Here is a 21,473-nt window from a genome sequence, read left to right on the forward strand (position 1 = left end):
GAGAAGACACGCGGTGACGACGGCGATCACCGGGTCAGGTACTCCCCCGACCCGGCGCCCGAGGCGCACCGGTACCGGTGCCCGACGGTCCCGCCGGATCGGCTTCCTGCTGCTACTGCTGTTACTGCTGGTACTGGCTGTGCTGGCGAGCATCGCGGTCGGCGCCAAGGCCATTCCGCTCGGTCACGTGTGGGACGCACTCTGGTCGCCGGCCGCCGCCGAGGACGACCTGGTGGTGCGGACCCTGCGGCTGCCGCGCACCGTACTGGGCATCCTGGTCGGCATCGCGCTCGGCGTCGCGGGCGCGCTCATGCAGGGCCACACCCGCAACCCGCTGGCCGAGCCCGGCCTGCTCGGGGTGAGCGCCGGCTCCGCGTTCTTCGTGGTGCTGGGGATCTTCGCGTTCGGGGTGACCAGCCTCTACGGCTACGTGTGGTTCGCCTTCGCCGGGGCGTTCGCCGCCAGTGTGGCGGTCTTCCTACTCGGCTCGGCCGGCCGGGGCGGCCCGACGCCGGTCACCCTGGCGCTGGCCGGGGTCGCGGTCAGCTACCTGCTCCGGGCACTGAGCTCGGCGATCGTGCTCTCGGACAGCGCCACGCTGGACTCGTACCGGTTCTGGGACGTCGGCGCGCTGGCCGGCCGGGACGTCGCCATCGTCGGCCAGATCACCCCGTTCCTGCTGGTCGGCCTCCTGCTGGCGTTCGCGAACGCGCCGGGACTGAACCTGCTCGCGCTCGGCGAGGACGTCGCGCGGGGCCTCGGTCAGAACGTCACGGTGACCCGGTGGACCGGGCTCGTCGCGATCACCCTGCTGACCGGTGCGGCGGTGGCGGCCTGCGGCCCGATCGCGTTCCTCGGGCTGGTGGTGGCGCACCTGGCCCGGTTCTGCACCGGCCCGGACTACCGCTGGCTGCTGCCGGCCGCCGGGTTGGCCGGCGCGGTCCTGCTGCTGGTCGCCGACGTGGTCGGCCGGGTGGTGGCACGCCCCGGCGAGCTGCAGGTCGGGATCGTGCTGGCGTTCATCGGGGCACCGTTCTTCGTCTTCCTGGTCCGCCGGCGCAAGCTGGTCCGGTTGTGACCGGGCGCTCCGGTCGCGCAGCCGAGCCCGGTACCCGAGCCGGTGTCGATGCCGCCACCGCGGCGGTGTTGGGGCGCCCGGCGATCCGGGTGGGCGGGTTCTCCGGGGTCTGGCGGCCCAGGCTGGTCACCGTGACGCTGGTCGGCGCGGCCCTCGTGGTGCTGGCGGCCGCGGTGAACATCGGCCGGGGCGACTTCCCGATCTCGATCGGCGACGTGCTCGCCGCACTGGCCGGCGGCGGTGACCGGGCGCAGCGCTTCATCGTGCTGCAGCTGCGGTTGCCGAGGACGTTGACCGGGGTGCTGGTCGGCGCCGCGCTCGGCCTGTCCGGGGCGCTCACCCAGTCCGTCACACGCAACCCGCTGGCCAGCCCGGACCTGCTCGGGGTGCTGGCCGGGGCGAGCACCACCGCGGTCGCGGTGATCGCGCTGGGCGGCGGCGGTGGCGTCGCGGTCGGGCTGATGGCCTCGCTCGGCGTCCCGCTCGCCGCGCTGCTCGGCGGGGTGCTCGCGGCCGTGGTGGTGTACGGCCTTGCCTACCGGCGCGGCGTGCAGAGCGACCGGTTGGTGCTGGTCGGGGTCGGGGTGAACGCGGTCGCGGTCGGCATCACCTCCTGGCTGCTGGTCGTGGCGAACATCAACCAGGCCACCCAGGCGACGGTGTGGCTGACCGGCTCGCTCAACTCCAGCGGCTGGGCCCAGGTGCTCCCGGTCGGCACGGCCCTCGTGGTGCTGGTGCCGACCGCGCTGCTGCTGGCGTTCGGGCTCGGTGCGCTGCAACTGGGCGACGACACCGCCAGCGGCCTCGGCGTGCGGGTGAACCGGTCCCGGGTGGCGCTCGGGCTGGTCGGACTGGTGCTGGCCGCGGTGGCCACGGCGAGCGCGGGGCCGATCGGGTTCGTCGCGCTGGTCGTGCCGCAGGTCTGCCAGCGCCTGGTCCGCACCGCCACCCCGCCGCTGCTGGCCTCCGCCGTCTACGGCGCGCTGCTCACCGTGGCCGCCGACCTGATCGCCCGTACCGCGCTGCCCCGGGAGCTGCCGGTCGGCATCGTCACGGCCGTGCTGGGCACCCCGTACCTGCTGTACCTGCTCGGCCGCCGCAACCGTGGAGTGTCGCTATGACCGAGAACTCCACCGCCTCCAGCACCGCCTCCAGCACCGCCTCCAGCACCGCCGCGAGCACCGCCTCCAGCACCACCTCCAACGCCCCCTCCAACGCCGCCACCCAGCCGGTCCGGCTGCGGGCCCGCGAGCTGCGACTGGGGTACGGCGACGCGGTGGTGATCGACGACCTGGACCTGGACGTGCTCGACGGCACGGTCACGGCGGTGATCGGGCCCAACGGCTGCGGCAAGTCGACACTGCTGCGCGCGCTGGCCAGGCTGCTGCCGGCCCGGCACGGGCACGTGCTGCTGGACGGGCTGCGGATCGACCGGTACCCGACCCGCGAGGTCGCCAAGGTGCTCGGGGTGCTGCCGCAGACCCCGGTCGCACCGGACGGGCTCACCGTCGCCGACCTGGTCGCCCGGGGCCGGCACCCGCACCAGGCGTGGTACCGGCAGTGGTCCGGCGACGACGAGGCGGCGGTGGCGGAGGCGCTGGACTGGACCGGGATGAGCGAGTTCGCCGAGCGCACGGTGGACACCCTGTCCGGCGGCCAGCGGCAGCGGGTGTGGATCTCCATGGCGCTGGCCCAGGGCACCGAGATCCTGCTGCTGGACGAGCCGACCACGTTCCTCGACCTGGCCCACCAGGTGGACGTGCTGGACCTGGTCGAACGGCTGCACCGGGAGATGCACCGCACCGTCGTGATGGTGCTGCACGACCTGAACCTGGCCGCCCGCTACGCCGGGCGGCTGATCGCGATGCGGGACGGCCGGATCGTGGCCGACGGGCCACCCGAGGAGGTCCTCACCGCCGAACTGCTGCGCGCGGTGTTCGACCTGGACGCCCAGGTGATCACCGACCCGGTCGCGGGCACCCCACTCGTAGTGCCGGTGGGCCGGCGCCACCGGGGCTGACCCCGCGCACCACCCGTCTCCCCCGGTGTGGCCCGGCTCTCGGTTCCGCGATACGGCGTTGACGAGCCGGGGCCGAGGCCCGTACCTTGCCAACCAGGTCAAGAGTGCCAGCTTCAAGCCCCGGCTCGCTGGCCGGCAACCCTCCTCCGCGGCGGGGTGCTCCGGGTGACGACCAGGCCGTCGTGACAGTCACGTCGGCAAGCGCGGACCCGCGGCGTACCCGGGGTCCCAGACACGGAGGACCCGTGATGACGCTCGCCCTCGATCGCCCGTGCCCGGTCACCAGCTCCGAGCAGACCCACACCGAGCAGACCGGCACCGAGCAGACCGGCACCGACCAGACCCACACCGGGCTCCCCGCCGTCACCGGCACCGAACTGCGGGTCCCGCTGGTCACCGGCGGCTGGACCCGGTACGCCAACCTGGACTACGCCGCGAGCGCGCCGGCGCTCGCCACGGTGGCCGACCACGTCGAGCAGGTGCTGCCCTACTACGCCAGCGTGCACCGCGGCGCCGGTTACGCCTCGCAGGTGTGCACCGGGCTGCTGGAGCGGGCCAGGGACACCGTCGGCGAGTTCGTCGACGCGCGGCCGGACGACGTGGTGATCTTCACCCGCAACACCACCGACGCGCTCAACCTGCTCGCCGGCTGTGTGCCCGGCGCGGTGCTCTGCCTGGACGTCGAGCACCACGCCAACCTGCTGCCCTGGCGCGCCGGGCCGCACCGCGCACTGCGGGCCGCGGCGACCGTCGCGCAGACCCTCGACGACCTGGCCGACGCCCTCGCCGCGACGCCGACCGCGCTGCTGGCCATCACCGGCGCGTCCAACGTGACCGGCGAGGTGCTGCCGATCGACCGGGTGGTGCGGATCGCACACGAGGTGGGGGCCCGGGTGGTGCTGGACGCCGCCCAGCTCGCGCCGCACCGGCGGATCAGCCTGGCCGAGACCGGCGTGGACTACCTGGCGCTGTCCGGGCACAAGCTGTACGCGCCGTACGGCGCCGGCGTGCTGGTCGGTCGCCGCGACTGGCTGGACGCCGCACCCCCGCACCTGGCCGGCGGCGGCGCGGTGCGCCGGGTGACCGACACCGCCACCGAGTGGGCGGCCGCGCCCCACCGGCACGAGGGCGGCACCCCGAACGTGCTCGGCGCCGCGGCGCTCGCCCAGGCCTGCCGGACGCTGGCCCCGGTACTCGGGGACGCCGCGGCCGCGCACGAGCGGAACCTGCTGAACCGGTTGGAGACGGGACTGGCCGGCATCCCCGGCGTCGAGGTCCTGCGGATCTGGCCGGACAGCCCGGACCGGATCGCGGTGGTGAGCTTCGTGGTGGCCGACCGCCCGGCCGGGTACGTCGCCGCCTACCTCTCCGCCGAGCACGGCATCGGACTGCGGGACGGCAAGTTCTGCGCGCACCCCCTGCTGGAGCGGCTCTGCCCCGGCGGCGAGGCGCTGCGCGCGAGCATCGGACTCGGCAGCACCGCCGAGGACATCGACCGGCTGCTGGCGGCGCTGCGCACCCTGGTCAGCTCCGGCGCGAGCTGGACCTACGCCCCGGTGGACGGCCGCTGGGCGCCGACCCCGGACCCGCGCGACCTCGACCCGTTCGGGATCGGCCGGGCGAGCGGAGCCGGCGCCCGTTGCCAGCCCTGAGTCAGCGGCCATGCTGCCGGGGATGACTTCAGATCGATGTGAGCCATCGCGCACATTGTGAGCCCAGATGTGCGCGATGGCTCACACCACCGCACCACGTCCCGCCCCGGGGCAGGCCCGACGCACGCAACGCTATTCACCCCGAAAATGCGCACTAATGGAATTGAATAGCTCGGACAAGGCTTTCCCCGCTGACCAGTCCGCGTGAGACGAAAGCAATTGTGTGCCGCTCGGCGAGGCCGCGATGTCCGCCGTCTCGGCGGTCGACGCGGCGGGTGCCCGGTCGATCCGTACGGCCGCCGACCGCGACCGGGCAACCGTCCGTACCAGCCAGGTCCAGCCACCCTCCGTAGCCCATCGAACGCCGTGAGTGATCATCTCGACGGGTCGCTCAACGGGCCGCCCCAGTGGTCCCGGACACCCCACTGCTGTCCCTTCCGCCCGCAGGGTCCGGGACACAACCCGTCGGGGCCTATCATCACGCCACTCCGAAGACCCGCGCGGCGCGCTGAAAGTCCCCCTGTCGGACGTCAAACTCACCTCAAGAGCCGCTCGAGTTCAGCTGTAAGTAAGCTGCCGTTGTCCGGCGTGGCTTCTTGACACGCCCGTTCGAGTGATTGATTGAGCGAACTGGTCTATTCAGGCCGATCGCGGAGCAGAATTAGGGCCTAGAGACCTACCACATGTCGCTGGGGAGCGGACAGGTGGTTGCGCGCCGGAGTCGCCGTCTCGGGGGATGGTGGCTCCGGCCTTTACTTGGCTCGCTAGGTCGAGTCGAAGCGCTCCCCATCTCGCCGGCGGGGGGATCGGGCGCACCGCCACCCGATCCTCCCCCGCCGTACGCCTGGACGGTCCCGCCTGGTACCTGTGGCGTCCAGCTGCTGGGGAGCAGTTCGGATTAGATTCCATCGGCCCGGCGCGATGATCGCCATTCGATGCGCGGGGGAATTCTGCCGAACGAGCGACCGGACGCGCCGGGCGGCGACACGGTTCCTCTCGCCAGTTCTGTCGACCGCTCACCGAATAAAGCCCATGAGTGGTTGCACTCCGACGATTCTCCGCGCTCGCCGCGCGAGCACGGGCCCGGCCGGTGCTCGCTCAGCTCGGGTGGCGGCGGAACCGGCGCAGGTAGTCCTGCCAGTTCCACGTCGTCAGGAACTGCTCGGCGGCGGAGTACCCATCGTCGTGCAGCTCACGGATCTGCGCGTCGGTCAGCGAGAACTGGGTGAAGCCCACCGAGTCCGAGGTCACCTCGATCGTTCGCGCCTGCACCCACGGCTTGTGCTGGTTGGCCTGGTCCCGCCCGACCAGTGCGGTGGTGATGACCCCCTCCAGCACGTGCACCGGCGCCGGCAGGATCTGGTTCAGCCAGCGCGGCAGCAGCGTGCCGTCCGGGCCGGGGATGTCCGGCAGGAGCGTGACGCCGAACGTCGGCCAGCGCGGTAGCTTGCCGTCGGTGCGGTCCAGCGAGTCGATCGGGAAGTTGGACACCACGCCGCCGTCGACGAGCGTCGACTCGACCCCGGTCATCGGGTTGGTCAGCTTCATCGGGCGGAACAGCAGCGGGATGGACATCGAGGCGCGGACCGCGTCGGCAACCGACTGCTCGTTCGGGTCCAGCCCGTAGACCGGCTCGAAGTCCCAGGGCAACTGGATCAACCGGCCTAGGGTGATGTCGGCGCAGGTCACCACCAGCTTGTACCGCCGGGACGGCGGCAGCTGCGGGTCATCGAGCGCCAGGTCGCCGAAGGTGCGCACACCCAGCCCGGCCAGCTCGTCGGCCACCCACTCGCGGGCGTAGTCGCCTCGGTACAGGCCGTCGTCGCCGAACAGCGCCAGCCCCGCGCCGATCAGCGGTACCCGGTCCAGCGGCACCGAGTCGGCGAACTTCTCATAGTCCAGTCGCATCGCCGCCTCGGTCAGCGCATCGCCGGCCAGCCCGGCAGCGACCAGCGCGCCGACGATCGCGCCGGCTGAGGTGCCCGAGACCCGCCAGGGTCGGTAGCCGGCGTCGTTCAGTGCCGCGACCGCGCCGGCCAGCGCGATACCTTTCACCCCTCCCCCGGAGAGGACCAGGTCGGCGATGAGCTGTTGATCGTTTCCGGCACCGCGCGTCACAGAAACATCAGATCACATCAGCTCACCTCGCGCTGAAACCCCAGCTCAGCGCCGTTACTCGGCCAGGTCGAGCGCGGCCCGCACCACCGCGTCCGAGTCGATGCCGTGGTAGCGGTACACCTCGGCCAGCGACCCGGACTGGCCGTACCCGGACACCCCGAGCAACGCGCTCGGCACCCCGTGCACGGCGGCCAGGAAGGCCAACGTGTGCGGGTGCCCGTCCAGGAGGGTGACCAGCGGCGTCGCGCGGCGGGCCGGGAACACCTGCTCCAGGATCCAGCTCGCCCCCTCCTGCCGCCCCTGCCTGGCGCGCAGTGCCCGGAACAGCAGGTCCGGACTGGTCACGCAGACCACGTCGGCCACCACGCCGACCTGCTCGAGCCGGTCGGCGGCCTCCAGTGCCTCGGTGACCATCGCCCCCATCGCCGCGATGGTGACCACCGCGCCGTCCCGCAGCCGCAGCGGGTAGGCCCCGGCCACCACCTGCCGCCGCCGGCGCTCCCTGGCCGCCGGGTCGGTGGGCACGGCGGCCAGCGACTGGTCGACCGGGCGGGTGGACAGCCGCAGGTACGCCGAGGTGCCGTCCGGGCGACCCAGCTTGGCCAGCGAGTCCAGCAGCGTCCACTCCACGTCGATGGCGAACGCCGGCTCGTAGCTCACGCAGCCGGGCTGTTCGAGGCCGATGGACGGCGTGGTGATCGACTGGTGCGCACCGCCCTCCGGCGCCAGGGTCACCCCGGACGGCGTGCCCACCAGGATCGACTGGCCACCGGCGTAGATGCCGAACGACCACGGTTCCAGCGCACGCTCGACGAACGGGTCGTACATCACCCCGATCGGCAGCAGCGGCTGTCCCCACCGGCTCCAGGTCGCGCCGAGCTCACCGAGCAGCCCGACCAGGTTCGTCTCCGCGATACCCAGCTCGATGTGCTGCCCGGCCGGCGCCTCCCGCCAGTGCAGGATCGTCTCGGCGTCGTCGGCGAACCAGTCCCGCCGCTCGGTTGCCGACCACACCCCGACCTTGTTCACCCAGCCGCCCAGGTTGGTCGTGGAGCTGACGTCCGGGCTGACCGTGACCACCCGTCGGGCGGCGTCGGGCGCGGAGCGGGTGAGGTCCAGCAGCACCCGACCGAGCGCGGCCTGCGTGGTGGCCACCCCGTGCGGCGCCGGGCGGCCGATGTCGGTGGGCAGCTCCGGCGGCGGGAGTTCCTCGGCCGGGTCCCTGCGCAGCCGTTGGGCCACCTCGGCGCAGGTCTGTCCGGCCGGCGTATCGGCGCCGAACCGCTGCCACGGCCGCGCCGGGTCGATGCCGACCTCGCCGGCCAGGGTGTGCATCTGGGCGTCGGTGAGCAGCGACGAGTGGTTCTGCGGGTGCCCCTGGACGGGCAGCCGGTAGCCCTTGACGGTGTAGGCGAACATCACCGTGGGGCGGCTGTCGTCGATCTGCCCGAACGCGTGGTCCAGGGCGTCGAGGTCGTGCCCGCCCAGGTTGCGGACGGCTTCCAGCAGGGTGGCGTCGTCCAGGTCGGCGATCAGCGCGGCGACCGCGGCCCGCTCGTCGCCCTCCCCCGGTAGCCGGCGACGCAGCTCCGCGGCGGTGCAGCGCAGCAGCCGCTGGTACTCCGGGTTGCTCATCCGGTCGATCCGGGCGCGCAGCTCCGCCCCGCCCGGCCGGGCGAACAGCTTCTCCAGCAGGCCGCCGTACTTCAGCGGGATAACCTGCCAGCCGGCCGCCGCGAACATGCCCTGCAGCCGCTCGGCGGCGATGTTGGGCACCACCCGGTCCAGCGACTGGCGGTTCAGGTCGACGATCCAGACGATCTCGCCGAGCTCCGCGACGGCCGGGTCCAGGATCGCCTCCCAGATCGCGCCCTCATCCAGCTCCGCGTCCCCGACCAGCGAGAACTGCCGGCCGCCGCCGATCGAGGCGTCCAGGGTGGAGCGCAGGTACCGCCGGGACAGCGCACCCCAGATCGGGGCGGTCGCGCCGATGCCGACCGAACCCGTCGAGTAGTCCACCGGGTCGGGGTCCTTGGACCGGCTGGGGTAGCTCTGCAGCCCGCCGAACTCGCGCAGCGTGGTCAGGTACGACTCGTCCAGCTCGCCGAGCAGGTAGTTGATCGCGTGCAGTACCGGCGAGGCGTGCGGCTTGACCGACACTCGGTCCCCCGGCGCCAGGTGCCGGAACCACAGCGAGGTCATGATCGACACCATCGAGGCGCAGGAGGCCTGGTGGCCGCCGACCTTCAGCCCGGACGGGTTGGGCCGGACCCGGTTGGCGTGGTGCACGATCGTGCTCGACAGCCACAGCACCCGCCGCTCGATCTCGTCCAGAACGCCAGGCGGGCTTGCGTTGGTGGCAGCCGGGACAGTGCTGGTCATGGGTCCTTCTCGGGTGCGGCCGTGCGCGCCTCTGGGGCGGCGGGTGGTGCGCCGGGGTGGCGGGGGTGCCCGCACGGGCCGGCGCGCTGCCGCACGGTAGTCGTGGCCAGGTTCGGGCCGGTCGACCGCCTCACGCGCGGAGCGTGCAGAACGTACCGCCATTGCAGCACTACACTCATAATTGCTCAACCTATCAAGATCATAATGAGCAGAATGCGCGTTGGTGCCCATTGGCGCCGGATCGGAAGTGAGCACCGTGCCCAGCACACACCGCGCCGACGCCGTGGACGCCCGGCTTCTGCTCGCACTGACCGAGGAACCCCGGGCGACCACGGTCGCACTGGCCGAGCGGCTCGGGTTGTCCCGCAACACCGTGCAGGCCCGGCTGGCCCGCCTCGACGAGCGCGGCGCGCTGGACTCGTTCGAGCGGCGGATCGACCCCGCCGCGCTGGGCTACCCGCTCACCGCGTACGTGACGACCCGGGTCACCCAGCGCGGGCTGGACGACGCCGGTGCCGCGCTGGCCGACATCCCCGAGGTGCTCCAGGTGCAGGGCGTGACCGGGCAGACCGACCTGCTGGTGCACGTGGTGGCGCGCGACGCCGACGACCTGTACCGGATCGCCGGGCAGATCCTGGCCATCCCGTGGGTGGAGCGCACCGACACCGCCCTGGTGATGCGGGAGCTGGTCGACTACCGGATCGAACCGCTGCTGCGCCGCCTCACCGACTGAGCAGCTCGGCCTCGACGGTGCCGGGCCGGGCCGCGCGAAGGCCGCTCAACAGCTGCGGCACCAGCGTGCCCAGCACCACCAGCAACGGCACCCGCCACCCACCACTGACCTGGTGCAGGACGCCCACCAGGAGCGGCCCGACCACCGCCAGCAGGTAGCCGCCGCTCTGCACCAGCCCGGACAGCGCCGTGGTCATCTCCGGGCGTCGGGTGCGCAGCCCGATCAGGGTGACCGCCAGCGGGAACGCACCGTTGCCGGCACCGAGCAGCGCGGCGCTGAGCCAGCCGAGAGCGGCCGGCGCGAAGAGCAGGCCGAGGTATCCGCCGGCGTAACAGACCGTGGTCAGCACCACGAGGTCACGCTGGTCGACACGGCGCCCGGCGATCGCCGGCAGTGCGATCGACATGGGTACCGACATCGCGCTGACCAGTGCCAACGACAGGCTCGCCGAGCGGGTATCGCGGCCGGCATCGATCAGTACGGACGGCAGCCAGCCGAGCACCACGTACGCATTGAGTGACTGGCAGCCGAAGAACAACGTCAGGGCACGCGCCAAGCTGGCGCGGTGCAGCGCGGGCTTCGGTTCGCCCCCGCGGGCACCCCCCGGGCCAACGCCAATCCCGACTCCGCCAATCCCGACTCCGCCCGTGGACCCAGCCCCCCGCCCGGCGAACCCGGCCAGGGCCAGCCACGGTGGCGCGGCCACCAGCGCCAGCCCGGCCCAGACGCCCAACCCGACCCGCCAGTCCCCGCCGAACGCCCGCTCGGCCGGCCCGGTGAGCGCGGCACCGCCGGTCATGCCGACGGCGAGCGCGGTGGTGTACAGCGCGGTCATCGCACCGATGCGCTCCGGGAAGTACCGCTTGACCAGCGTCGGCATCAGCACGTTGCCGATCGCCGAGCCGGCCAGCGCCAGCGCGCTGCCGGCCAGGAACAGCGCGGCCGACCCGGTCAGGGCGCGCAGCGTCAACCCCGCGGCGGCGGCGAGCATCGCGGCGGCGACCAGTCGCTCCGGCCCCCATCGCCGGGACAGCGCGGGCGCCGCGGCACCGACCACGGCGAAGGTCGCGACGGGCAGCGCGGTGAGCATCCCGGCGAGCAGCCCGGAAAAGCCCCAGGCCCGGGTCACCTCGCCGAGCACCGCACCCAGGCTGGTCACCGCGCAGCGCAGGTTCACCGCCACCGCGACGATCCCGACGACGAGCAGGATCCGCCGGCCGAGCGGCCGCTCGGGCACGACCGGTGTGCGCCGGTGCCGGCCGCCGGTCCGCACCGGAGTCGGCCGGACCGTACGGAACTCGCCGATGCTCCTGCTCGCGCCGCCGGGCGATCGGGCAACGGGTACCCGGACCGGTAGGGCGGGCGGCGCGGACTCCCGGTCGGCAGGCCCGCGCGGGTGCCCGGGAGCTGCCGTCACCGGATTGGCCATCCGCTGCTCGACTCCTCTCGGTGCCTGGCAATCCACGCGCTGCGTTGGGGTCAACCCACCACTGTTCTGGTGTTCGTCTTGATCAGACCAGTACACAGTTGGGTGGATATTGGGGTGCGGCCGCGACGGACAAACGGCGCTCCGGCATCCCGTTCTCGACCGGAGTAGTCCACTATGCGGGGGTGCGGGTTTCAGCAAGAGCCGACTACGCGGTGCGTGCGGCGGTCGAATTGGCCATGGTCCCGGATGCCCATCGCAACGCGGAGTCGATCGCGCAGGCCCAGGACATCCCCCAGAAGTTCCTCCAGACGATCCTCTGTGACCTGCGGCGGGCGGGCATCGTGGCCAGCCGGCGTGGCGTGGACGGCGGGTACCGCCTCGGTATGCCCGCCAAGGACATCAGCGTGGCCGACGTGGTGCGCGCCGTGGACGGTCCACTGGCCACGGTGCGCGGCGAGCGACCGCAGGACCTCAGCTACACGGGAGCGGCTGAGGCCCTGCGGCCGCTGTGGGTGGCCATGCGAGCCAGCGTGCGCGGGGTGCTGGAGAACGTCACCCTCGCCGATCTCGCGGCTCGCAAACTACCCGCGCGGGTACGCCGCATCGCGGAGAGCGACGACGCTTGGCGCAACCACTGACCGTGTCCACCGGGTGAGGGCTCCGGTCACACCGGGCGGACACGGGCAAGACCAGCTCAGCCGATGGCGTTGTAGACCGGCGGGAGCAGGGTGCTCTCGCCCAGCGTCGGGTCGCTCAGCGGGACCGACGGGGCACCCTTGAGCACTTGGGTGTGGGTCGGGCCGCCGGACAGGCCGCTGCCGCCGCCGGGGCCGGCGGACTGTGACGGCGAGTCGTCGTCGCTGTCCGCGTAGGCCAGACCGGCGCCGGCGGCGACCAGTGCACCGACCGCGACGGTCACCGCGACTGCGCGTCGGATGGTGTGTTGCATGGGAACTCCCTTGTCGATACGTCGGATGAACTTGGTTGTCGGGCCCGGTCAGCAGATCGAGTCGACCGGTTTGGGGTTGGTCAGGCCGAACAGCGGCCGCAGCCGCAGCCCGAAGAAGGTGCCGCCCAGTGCCATCACGCCCCACACCCAGCCGTGCAGGCTGAACGAGGCGATACCGGAGAAGTAGGCGCCGATGTTGCAGCCGCCGGCCAGCCGGGCGCCGTAGCCCATCGCGATGCCGCCGAGCACCGAGCCCAGCGCCAGCCGCCAGGGCACCCTGCGGTGCAGCATGAACGCGCCGCCGGCCGCCGAGGCGATCAGCGCACCGATCATGATGCCGAAGTCGAGCACCGAGATCCGGTCCGCGAACACCGACCGGGACAGCGACTTCGCGTTCGCCGGCACCTGCCAGAACGCCCAGTGCGAGACGTCGACGCCCAGCCCGCCGAGGATCTTCGACCCCCACAGGCCGAACGCCGAGGTGACACCCCACGGCTGGCCGGACACGTACAGCACGGCGGCGTTCAGCCCGCCGAGCACGATCGCCCCGACCCACATCGGCCAGGACCCGCGCAGCACTCGGGCCAGCCCGCGCGCGGTGGGCGGGTCCTCGACCGGCGGCGGGTTGCGGCGCTTGGCCACCGCGTACGAGATGGCCACGATCAGCGCCATCACTGCCAGGGACAGGACCAGCGCACCGGGGTAGCCGAACGTCTTGGACAGCGAGATGGTCGGCCCGCTCGGCAGGGTGACGAACCAGAACGTGTAGCTCAGTGCGGCGAGCACCGAGCCGACGATGAAGCCGAACAGGGTGAGCACGATCGCGCTCTGCCCGCTGCCTACCGCGAACAGGGTGCCGGACGCGCACGAGCCGCCGACCTGCATACCCATCCCGAACAGGAACGCCCCGACCACCAGCGCGATGCCGATCGGGTTGGTGAAGCCCTTGGGTGCGCCGCTCAGGCCCACTCCGGTGGACAGCACCACGGAGAACAGCACGCAGGCCACCGCGAGCATCAGCATGTGTGCCCGCAGCGCCACGCCCTGCCCGACCGCGACCACCTGCCGCCACGCCGAGGTGAAGCCGAACCGGGAGTGGAACAGGGTGAAGCCGAGGGCCAGCCCGAGCACCGAGCAGCCGACCATGATGCCGTTGGCGTACCGGGACACCGCCCACGCCAGCAGCACGGCCAGCACCAGGCCGATCGTGACCACCGTCCAGTCGGTCGGCGGTGCCGGTTTGGCGGCCGGCTGGTGCGCGGAGCGCTCGACCGCCGGCAGCCGCCGCAACGTCCGGCCGAACCCGCTCTCCGCGGGATCACTGAGTACGGACACTAGAACTCCTCTGGTGGGTGTTCACTGCTTCGCCCCGGCCGGGCCCACGGGTGGGTTGATCGGGACGATCGTGCCGGTCGGGTACCAGTCCCCCGGGTTCCCGCCCATGTCCATGTCGTCCATCCCCATCGGGACGTCGACCGGGGCGGCCCCGTAGAAGGTGGCGCGCCCGTCGAGCGGACCACCCGCGCCCCCCGCACGCAACCAGGCCAGGTAGCCGGCCGTGGAGGGCCCCTCCCCGGGGAACACGGCGGCCACGGTGGCGCCGTACTGGCGGGCCGGGGACTCCCCCGGGTTGAACAGCAGCGGCAGCACCTCCGACGGTGCGGCCGAGATCACTGCGCCGGTGGCCAGCCACGGCGCCAGCACGATTCCGCCGGCGGGTTCGTCCGCGGAGCGCGCCACCGCCTGCCGCAGCGCCGGCACAGCCGCCGACCAGCCGGACACCACGAGCAGCGTGTCGGTCGGAACCCCGACATCGCGGACCGGCAGGTTCAGGCTGGCGGCCTGGGCCCGGACCAGCTCGGCGGCGGCCGTCGCGCGTGCCGAGTCGTCGCTGACCAGGTTCAGCCCGGTGACCCTGCGTCCGGCCAGGAAGGTGACGGAGTCACGCAGCGCGTCGCCGTCGGCGGCGGCGAGCCGCTGGGACGGGCACTCGGCCGTGTTCGCCGTGGGACCCGCCCCGTCCCTGCCCGCCGTCGAACCGGCGACCAGCCCACCCAGCAGGGCACTGGCGCACTCCGGCCCGTCCGGCCCGGTCAGCGCCTGTTGCAGCGCCGGCTCGGCCGGGTCGTCCCCGACGTCCACCGGGACGGTCGCCGGGGAGCCGTCGTCAGTGACGGTGATCCGGTCGACCCCGGCGGGAATGTCCAGCACGGCCCATCCGCCGGGCGCTCCGGGACGGGCGACGACCGGCACAGCGGCGCCGCCGGCACTGACCGTGATGGTGCCGGCCGGGCCAGTCGGCGCCGGGACACCGTGGTGGTGTCCGGCGGCCTGGCTGCCCGCCACCGCCGGGGTGGCGGCGATGTGCACCAGGTTCGGTCCCGGTCGCATCGGTGCGACCAGTACGGCCAGGTGTTGGAAGGGCAGCTCGACCGGCCGGGCCAGCGGTCGGCCCGGTACCGGTGCGGCCGCCGGGTGCGGCAGGGTGGCCAGTACCGCCGCGGCGGCGACCGCGACCACCACCCCGCCGGCGCACAGCCGGCTGAGCTCGCCCACCCGGACCCGGCCGGCCGGCCGGCCGATCACCAGACACGTCGCGGTGACCAGCAACGGCACGATCGCCTGGGTGAGCGCGGCGAGGCCGTACCCGGTGTGCAGCATGTCGTACCCGGCGGGCGGTCCGGTCAGCGCGAGCTGGCCGACGCCCGCGATCGTGGTGACCAGCCCGGCCGGCACCGCGACCGACACCGCGCGAACCAGGCGCTCACCCGGGTCGCCGGTGTCCGTGCCCGGGTCCGAGTCCGTACCCGAGCCCGAGTCCGTACCCGAGTCCGAGTCCGTACCCGAGTCCGAGCCCGGCGCCGTGCCGGCACCGATCCCGTGCACGCAGGACCCGAACAGCACCGCGCCGGCGACCGCGAACACCACGTCCACCACGAGGGGGAGCCCGGTGCGCATGGTGCCCAGCTCGACGCCGAGCAGGCCGGCGAGCACCAGAGCCGCCGGCGCCGCCGTGACCGGCCGACCGGTGCCCAGCAGCAACGGCACCAGCAGCGAGACCACGACCTGCGCCACCGCCAGCGGCCGGGACGCCCCACCGGTGAGCACCTCGACCGCGCAGGCGCCGGAGGCGACCAGGCCACCGACCCAGGCCACCACCCGCATGCCACGCGCCGCCGGCCGGCCCCGACCGCCGGTACCTCCGGCGACCAGGGACGCGACCAGACCGGTGCCGGCGGTGGCGGCGGTGGCCGCCAACAGCACCGCCCGCAGGGCGGCCGCCGACCCGCTGGGACTGGGATCAACCAGCGCCAGGACCGGGTCGGCGGCCCGCCCCAGGCCGCCCGCCCTGGCCAGCGCGACCGTGGTCAGCGCGGCCAGGGCGAGCAGCCCGGCGGGGAACAGGGGGGCGGACACCGCGGCCGAAGCCGCGGCGCCAGCCACCGCCGTGAAGCGGTTCCTACTTGGTGTCTGCATCAGCCGTGACGAACAACATGGAGTGTGGCTTGGCGAAGCCGAAGGCTCCGTGTGGCCAGTTCTTCCGGTTGAAGTTGATGCACGGCTGACCGGTGATCTCGTCCTTGAAATCGGTGTCCAGGCTCAGCGAGCCGTCGCGGTCGATGTCGGTCATGCAGACCCGGTGGTCACCGTCGAGGCCGGTACGGGCGACGAAGTAGTTGGCCGTGGCCAGCCGCTCCGGCTTGTCGGTCTCGTGGTAGTAGCCGTCGTCACCCTGCAGCAGGTTGTCCAGCGCGCCCCAGTGCGGGCCGCCGGCCGGGGTGTTGCCGATGGTGACCTGGCCCCGCACGTCCGGGCAGTCGCTGCCCGAGCCACCGTTGATTGCGTCATCGCGGGTCTTGATGTCGCAGTCGTAGTCGTCACCGGCGTCGACCAGCTTGGAGATGTCCAGGGAGAACACCCCACCGGTGGTACCCGGGTCGTTCGGGCCCAGCGTGCCCTTCTGCCGCCCGACAATGGCGTGGTACAGCGTCTTGTCGTCCGGGCTGGTCTGGATCCAACCGGCGTTGTCGCCGGGCCCGGAGCCGCCACCCTTGAAGTCCTTGTCCGCCGTCCAGTCGTCGAACACCTCGCGCCACACCGGGTGCGACGCGGTCATGTCCGAGGTGTAGAAGATCGCGCCACCCTGCATGGTCTGGGCGAACGCGCCCTTGTGCCCCGGCCGGTTGGTCACAGTGGTCTCCATGACCGCCCGGTCCTCCCAGTGCAGCGGGTCCTTGGGATCCGCCCTCGGCCCGATCGGCAGATACGACACCGACTTGACCTTCGGGTGATTGCGGTCGCTGATGTCCCAGGTCCTGATCGTGGGCCGGCGCAGGTACGGCGACGGGTTCTTCAGCGGATCCAGGATGATGTTGCGCGGTTCGGCGTAGTCACTGGTGACCATCGCGTCCAGGTCCTCCCGGACCTGGATACCGTGCGGGTTCGCGCAGCTGGGCACCTGAAGTGAGGGGGTGTTCAGGCACAGCTTCGGATCCTCCGGGGTAGCCACCGCCGCGGGCGACTCCGACAGGTTCTGCCCCTTCGGGCCGAACCGCACGACCTCACCGGGAGTACCGGCGAACCCGTTGCCGCTGCGGATCTCACCGTGGGTGTAGCGGCACGGTCCGGGTGCGACCGGGCCACCCATGTACGTGCCGTACGCGGTGCCGTCCTTGAGCACCCAGTACGCATCGGGCACCGAACCACACAGCGTCTGGGACGGCAGGCTGATCCCGGACAGGCTCAACGCCGGCAGCTTCGACACGTCGAACACGTACGTCGCCGCGGAGAACAACCCACCCGCGTAGATCTTCTCGCCCTTGTGCCACACGTACTGCATGTGGTGCGGCTCGTTCTCCACCAGCGGGCCGACAGTGCCGGTGTTGAGCACCTTGCCGTAGGTCGGGGATCCGTTGGTCGCATCGATCACGGCCAGGAAGTCCGGGCCCGGCAGTGCGTTCTTCACCGTCTGGATCGGGTCCGCCAGCGAACCCGGCAGGTGCTTGATCTGCGACACCGCCGTATCGGCGATGTTGGAGTCACCCGCCCACACGATCAGGTACTCAGGCCGCTTCGCCTTGGACTGCAGGGCCTTGTGCTGGGTGGCGATGGCGCCGGACACCAGGTGGTTCTCCACCCAGTAGTCCTTGCCGTCCGCGCCGGTGATCGACGACCGCGACGGGTGCACATCGGCGTACGCATCACCCGGGTGCGGAAGCACAGTCAAACCGCCGGCCACCGCCAGCACGGCCAGGCCGGCAAGCGCCGTCTTGCGGCGCCGGAATCGGGACAATAGGCCGGTCATCAGTAACCCGACCCTCCGCTTCCGGACCCGCCGCCGTCCGGCACGACCTTCGCCGGCGCACTCTTGACGGAGTCGATGACCCCGAAGACCGGCACCCCGCCCGGGGTCACGTCATTCGACGGCGACGGCCCGCCCTTGGCGAAACCCGAACCCGAACCGCCGGCGCCCTTCGCGCCATCGGAACTGTCGTTGGCCATCGCCGGGCCGGCAGTGAGCAGCAACCCGCCAGCGGCGAGCACCACCCCCGCCACAACCACACGCGTTATTTTCTTTCCAGACACAGTCCTGCACCTCATATGAGTTCGTTGGGGAGCGAACACAAAACCTCGACTAACCAGACTCAGCACTCGGGGACATTTCCGACAACGAGCGGAAATGCAGTGCTGACCTGACCGAGGTCGTGGTGAGACCGGGCGTCCCAGTCGGGACAGCGCCTGGAAGAGACAGCTTCCGCAGCGTGTGGCTTGTCGGTTCGCCCGGTATCTCGATACGCGGGAGCCGTTCCGGGTTCGGATTGGGCCGTGGTCCTCGACGCCTCTGTCATGGGTCGAGCGGCTATCCGAGAAAGCGGATCAGCTCACCGACGACATACAGAGCGCGCTGGCTTGCCGACGCAGATCCACGTGGATCCGGTAGGCGGCGAATAGCTTCCAACTGCGCACGGACAGATCGTTTCATCGCTGTGAGGAAACGGTCAAACCACCCCGTGGGTGGTCAGCGCCGAGCGGTCCGGCAGCCGCCCCTCATCGCCACCGACCGGGTGAACTGAATCGATCGAGCCGGTGATGGGCGCCACACAAACACCACTAAATCAGTAGATTTAAGCGAGGTTCGGCCGGTTCCCCGGACCGACGCGGTCCACCACATCGTGTGACCGGGGGCGCAACCTGGCACCAGAGGTATCGGTCCCGGATCATCAACCGCGCACCCGTCACCCGTTCGTGTCGATCGCGGTATGTGCACCGGCAACCTGGCCGCCGGTGACGACGCTCCGCAACCCCCGATGACTCTCCGCAACCACTTCTAACCCTTGAAGCGCTCCCTGCACGGCCGTTTGCCCGCCCCGCGCACCCTTCGGCACACCGCACCCGCCCCGCGCACACGCCGTACCCGCCACCAGAGCCAGGGGCGCGCCACTCCTGGAGCGCGCATGACGAAGCCCGCACCGGGTGGGGTCGTCACCCGGTGCGGGCTTCGGGGGTCGGAATGTACGGCAGCTAGGCCGGTTCGTAGGTTTCGTGCTCCGGGGCGGGTCGGTACCGACCGGCCGGCCCGTCGGCCGCCAGCGTGCGCAGTGCGCCGGCCAGCAGGTCGATGTCGGCTTCGGTGCTGTGGCTTGCCAGGCTCGCCCGCACGATGCCGTAGCTGGCCAGCCGGTCGCCGGCGCCGATCGCCACCTCGACGCGCGCCTGCTCCGCGTCGGAGACACCGATCCAGCGCCGCACCAGCCGGTGGTTGCAGATCGTGCCGGCCCGCACCTCGATGCCGTGCTCGTGCTCCAGCGCGGCCGCCACGAGCGCGTGGTGCAGGCCGTCGACGACGAACGGGAAGGTGCCGATCCGGTCGTCGCTCCGGTAGTTCGACGCGGGCACGGTCAGCCGCACCCCGGGGATGTTCGACAGCGCCGCCGCCGCATGTTCGACCAGTGCACGCTCGTGACCTTCGATCAGGTCCCACCCGGCGTCCAGGATGGTCGCGCAGGAGGCGCCGAGGCCGACGATGCCGGTGGCGTTCCAGGTACCGGTCTGGTGCCGCTCGGCCGGCGGCGCCCACACCACCGCCCGTGCGTCGGAGAGCATGTCGATGGATCCGCCGCCCGGGTCGACCGGCTGGCGGTCCACGACTGCCCGGGGCAGCGAGAGCACGCCGAGGCCGAACGGGGCGTAGACCTTGTGCGCGGAGAACGCCAACGCGTCCACCCCGGCGGCAGCCATGTCGATCCGCCGGTGTGGAGCCAGTTGGGCGGCGTCGACGAACAGTTGCGCGCCGGCCGCGTGACAGCGGTCGGCCAGCCCGGCCAGGTCGGGGCAGAATCCGGTCAGGTTCGACGCCCCGGTGACCGCAAGCAATTTGACCCGGCCCGCGTGCTCGGCGAACAGTTGCTCGAGATGCTCCAGATCCAGCGCACCGGCGTCGTTCGCGCGCACGTCCAACACCCGGGCGGGCGTGTTGTAGCGCCACGGCAGGTTGTTCGACGTGTGCTCGATCTCCGAGGTGAGCACCACGTCGTCGGCGGTCAGCGGGAGCAGCCTGGCGAGCACGTTGATCGCGGCACTGGTGTTCGAGGTGAACAGCAGGGCGTTGTCGTCGGGTTGGCCGATGAACGTGCTGATCCGCTGGACCGCCCGCTCCACCGCCTCCACGGTGGCCCGCGCCCTCGGCCCGGCACCTCGGTGCAGCGCGCCGTAACAGCCGAGGAACTCCTGAACCTCCCGCGCCGTGCGCTCGAACGGCGGCGTGGTCGCCGCATTGTTGAGCTGGACAACCCGGACGTCCCGGCCATCGGCCAGCGTGGTCCGGGAGTCGGCGCCGAGCACCCGGGGCAGGCCGGGCCGGTGTGGGTCCGTCGGGCTAGTTGGTTGGTTCAACAGATCGGTCACCGCGACATCTTGGCTGAATCAACCGGTTTGGTAGTAATTTCACCCTTCCGAGCAGCACCGTTCGTCCCCGATGCGGCCCGTCGGCACCTGACATGACATCGCATGGAGTGACGAAACCCGCGGCATCGGCCACATCGGATCACCCATTTGAGCGACCGTCGCGCGCGCCTGCCCGACACCGCAAGCCCAAAAAGCTACGTTCCGTGATCATGGGTCGTTGGGATGGGTGGCTGCTGCGGACGGCTGCGACGATCTTGGCCGTATCGACCGCAACCTCGTCCGGTCCGGGCGATACCGAGAACGGCGCCGAGCAGGAAGCCCAGCCCACCGCCAGTCACTACGTCGTGTCCACCGGAGACAGCGAGCAGCCGGACGCGCAGGGCTACCGGACTGGCTGTGCGGACGGCCGGGCCGGCCGATCCGGGCTGCGGATGCTGCTGTTCGGCACCCAGGAGAAGGACGGCCGGATCCGCCCGCCCGGGACCACCGTGTCCTCCCCCGCCGCCCGGGTGACCCAGGACTGGGTGATCGGTTCCTCCGTCGGTTGGATGCGGGGTTTCGCCGAGTGCGGCAAGGCCAGCGCGGTGCTGGCGATCGGGGTCAACAACAAGTCCGACGGCGGCGCCGACCCCGCGCAGGCCGGTGCGGACTGGGCGCGCCTGGTCCAGCGGGTGGCCGCGGTCGCACCGCCGGGGCGGGTGGTGGTCAGCGGCGCGATGGACGGCGAGCCGGCGTGGTCGAAGGCGGGCTGGGCGCGCGCCTGGGTCGACGCCTTCGTGCACGGGACGCCCCGGGTGCTCTACGCGGCGGGGTCGGCGGACGGCTGCCCGAGCGACGCGAGCAGCCAGGTCTGTTCGCGCGGCTGGACGGTGGGCGACGTCTTCCACATCTCCACCGGAGCGGCGAAGACGGTCGTGGCGCTGCCGCAGATCTATCGCACCGACGGCATCCAGGCCCGGCAGTGGGCGGCGATCAGTGGCTGGGGCGTGCGCTCCGGGGCCGGGCCGCTGCGGGTGGTCGGCGTGCTCAGCCAGCGGGCCGCGTGCCGCCAGCAGTCCGGTTGCACGAACACCGACAACTCCGCCGCCGATGCCCGCGACCAGCTCGCCAAGGCGCTGGCCGCCGACCCCGCCACCCGCACCTCGGTGCCCCTGGTGACCACCGACATGGACTGGCCGACCCCACCCCCGAGCCCCTGATCCCCTCC

17 protein-coding genes and 1 riboswitch are annotated in these 21,473 nt (G+C 72.1%); of the genes, 7 read left to right on the forward strand and 10 right to left on the reverse strand.

Annotated elements, in window-relative coordinates; translation table 11 throughout:
* The first annotated feature begins 13 nt into the window (after positions 1-13).
* The 4 genes from ACTXG6_RS41225 (at position 14) to ACTXG6_RS41240 (ending at position 4,750) form a co-directional block, all read left to right on the forward strand.
* Entirely contained in the window at positions 14-1,078 is a 1,065-nt protein-coding gene (locus tag ACTXG6_RS41225) for a FecCD family ABC transporter permease (RefSeq protein ID WP_445184724.1), read from the forward strand.
* Positions 1,075-2,199 carry a FecCD family ABC transporter permease gene (locus tag ACTXG6_RS41230; protein WP_445184725.1) on the forward strand — a complete coding sequence of 375 codons (1,125 nt, stop codon included), beginning with the start codon at positions 1,075-1,077 and terminating at the stop codon, positions 2,197-2,199. Before ACTXG6_RS41225 ends, ACTXG6_RS41230 begins: the two co-directional genes overlap by 4 nt.
* The gene (locus tag ACTXG6_RS41235; protein WP_445184726.1) at positions 2,196-3,098 is read left to right on the forward strand and encodes an ABC transporter ATP-binding protein; all 903 of its coding nucleotides are present in this window, start codon (positions 2,196-2,198) and stop codon (positions 3,096-3,098) included. Before ACTXG6_RS41230 ends, ACTXG6_RS41235 begins: the two co-directional genes overlap by 4 nt.
* A 96-nt stretch (positions 3,099-3,194) precedes the next feature.
* A riboswitch (SAM riboswitch) is annotated at positions 3,195-3,308 on the forward strand.
* A gap of 38 nt (positions 3,309-3,346) precedes the next feature.
* The gene (locus ACTXG6_RS41240; protein ID WP_445184727.1) at positions 3,347-4,750 is read left to right on the forward strand and encodes an aminotransferase class V-fold PLP-dependent enzyme; all 1,404 of its coding nucleotides are present in this window, start codon (positions 3,347-3,349) and stop codon (positions 4,748-4,750) included.
* A 1,098-nt stretch (positions 4,751-5,848) separates the two neighbouring features.
* Here the strand turns inward: ACTXG6_RS41240 and ACTXG6_RS41245 are convergent.
* Positions 5,849-6,868, reverse strand: coding sequence for a patatin-like phospholipase family protein (locus ACTXG6_RS41245; RefSeq protein WP_445184728.1), 1,020 nt, complete (start codon positions 6,866-6,868; stop codon positions 5,849-5,851).
* A gap of 54 nt (positions 6,869-6,922) precedes the next feature.
* Positions 6,923-9,250, reverse strand: coding sequence for a transketolase-like TK C-terminal-containing protein (locus ACTXG6_RS41250; RefSeq protein ID WP_445184729.1), 2,328 nt, complete (start codon positions 9,248-9,250; stop codon positions 6,923-6,925).
* 256 nt (positions 9,251-9,506) lie between these two features.
* Here ACTXG6_RS41250 and ACTXG6_RS41255 point away from each other — a divergent pair, with 256 nt between their 5' ends.
* The gene (locus ACTXG6_RS41255; protein WP_445184730.1) at positions 9,507-9,983 is read left to right on the forward strand and encodes an Lrp/AsnC family transcriptional regulator; all 477 of its coding nucleotides are present in this window, start codon (positions 9,507-9,509) and stop codon (positions 9,981-9,983) included.
* Here ACTXG6_RS41255 and ACTXG6_RS41260 read toward each other — a convergent pair.
* Complete coding sequence (locus ACTXG6_RS41260) at positions 9,973-11,412, reverse strand: CynX/NimT family MFS transporter (RefSeq protein WP_445184731.1); 1,440 nt, start codon at positions 11,410-11,412, stop codon at positions 9,973-9,975. The two genes, ACTXG6_RS41255 and ACTXG6_RS41260, sit on opposite strands and share 11 nt — an antisense overlap.
* Before the next feature lie 182 nt (positions 11,413-11,594).
* Between ACTXG6_RS41260 and ACTXG6_RS41265 the strand changes: the two genes are divergently transcribed.
* A complete protein-coding gene (locus ACTXG6_RS41265) occupies positions 11,595-12,050 on the forward strand; it encodes an RrF2 family transcriptional regulator (RefSeq protein ID WP_445184732.1) in 456 nt (151 codons plus the stop codon).
* A gap of 56 nt (positions 12,051-12,106) precedes the next feature.
* Here ACTXG6_RS41265 and ACTXG6_RS41270 read toward each other — a convergent pair whose 3' ends face one another.
* The 7 genes from ACTXG6_RS41270 to ACTXG6_RS41300 form a co-directional block, all read right to left on the reverse strand.
* Positions 12,107-12,361, reverse strand: a complete 255-nt coding sequence (locus ACTXG6_RS41270; RefSeq protein WP_445184733.1) for a hypothetical protein — start codon at positions 12,359-12,361, stop codon at positions 12,107-12,109.
* Between the two features lie 48 nt (positions 12,362-12,409).
* Positions 12,410-13,696 carry a YeeE/YedE family protein gene (locus ACTXG6_RS41275; RefSeq protein ID WP_445184734.1) on the reverse strand — a complete coding sequence of 429 codons (1,287 nt, stop codon included), beginning with the start codon at positions 13,694-13,696 and terminating at the stop codon, positions 12,410-12,412.
* Between the two features lie 21 nt (positions 13,697-13,717).
* Positions 13,718-15,778 (reverse strand): hypothetical protein, encoded by a 2,061-nt coding sequence (locus tag ACTXG6_RS41280; protein WP_445184735.1) that lies wholly within the window; start codon positions 15,776-15,778, stop codon positions 13,718-13,720.
* Positions 15,779-15,821: 43 nt separating this feature from the next.
* A complete protein-coding gene (locus ACTXG6_RS41285) occupies positions 15,822-17,666 on the reverse strand; it encodes a hypothetical protein (RefSeq protein WP_445184736.1) in 1,845 nt (614 codons plus the stop codon).
* Positions 17,666-17,923 (reverse strand): hypothetical protein, encoded by a 258-nt coding sequence (locus ACTXG6_RS41290; protein WP_445184737.1) that lies wholly within the window; start codon positions 17,921-17,923, stop codon positions 17,666-17,668. Before ACTXG6_RS41290 ends, ACTXG6_RS41285 begins: the two co-directional genes overlap by 1 nt.
* Positions 17,924-18,238: 315 nt before the next feature.
* The gene (locus tag ACTXG6_RS41295; protein ID WP_445184738.1) at positions 18,239-18,328 is read right to left on the reverse strand and encodes a putative leader peptide; all 90 of its coding nucleotides are present in this window, start codon (positions 18,326-18,328) and stop codon (positions 18,239-18,241) included.
* Positions 18,329-18,883: 555 nt separating this feature from the next.
* A complete protein-coding gene (locus tag ACTXG6_RS41300; RefSeq protein WP_445184739.1) occupies positions 18,884-20,266 on the reverse strand; it encodes an aminotransferase class V-fold PLP-dependent enzyme in 1,383 nt (460 codons plus the stop codon).
* A 254-nt stretch (positions 20,267-20,520) separates the two neighbouring features.
* On the opposite strand from ACTXG6_RS41300, the gene ACTXG6_RS41305 reads away from it, so the two are divergent.
* Positions 20,521-21,465: a hypothetical protein gene (locus ACTXG6_RS41305; protein WP_445184740.1), complete on the forward strand. Its 945-nt coding sequence runs from the start codon at positions 20,521-20,523 to the stop codon at positions 21,463-21,465.
* The last annotated feature ends 8 nt before the right edge of the window (positions 21,466-21,473 follow it).

The organism is Pseudonocardia sp. Cha107L01 (assembly GCF_052566575.1).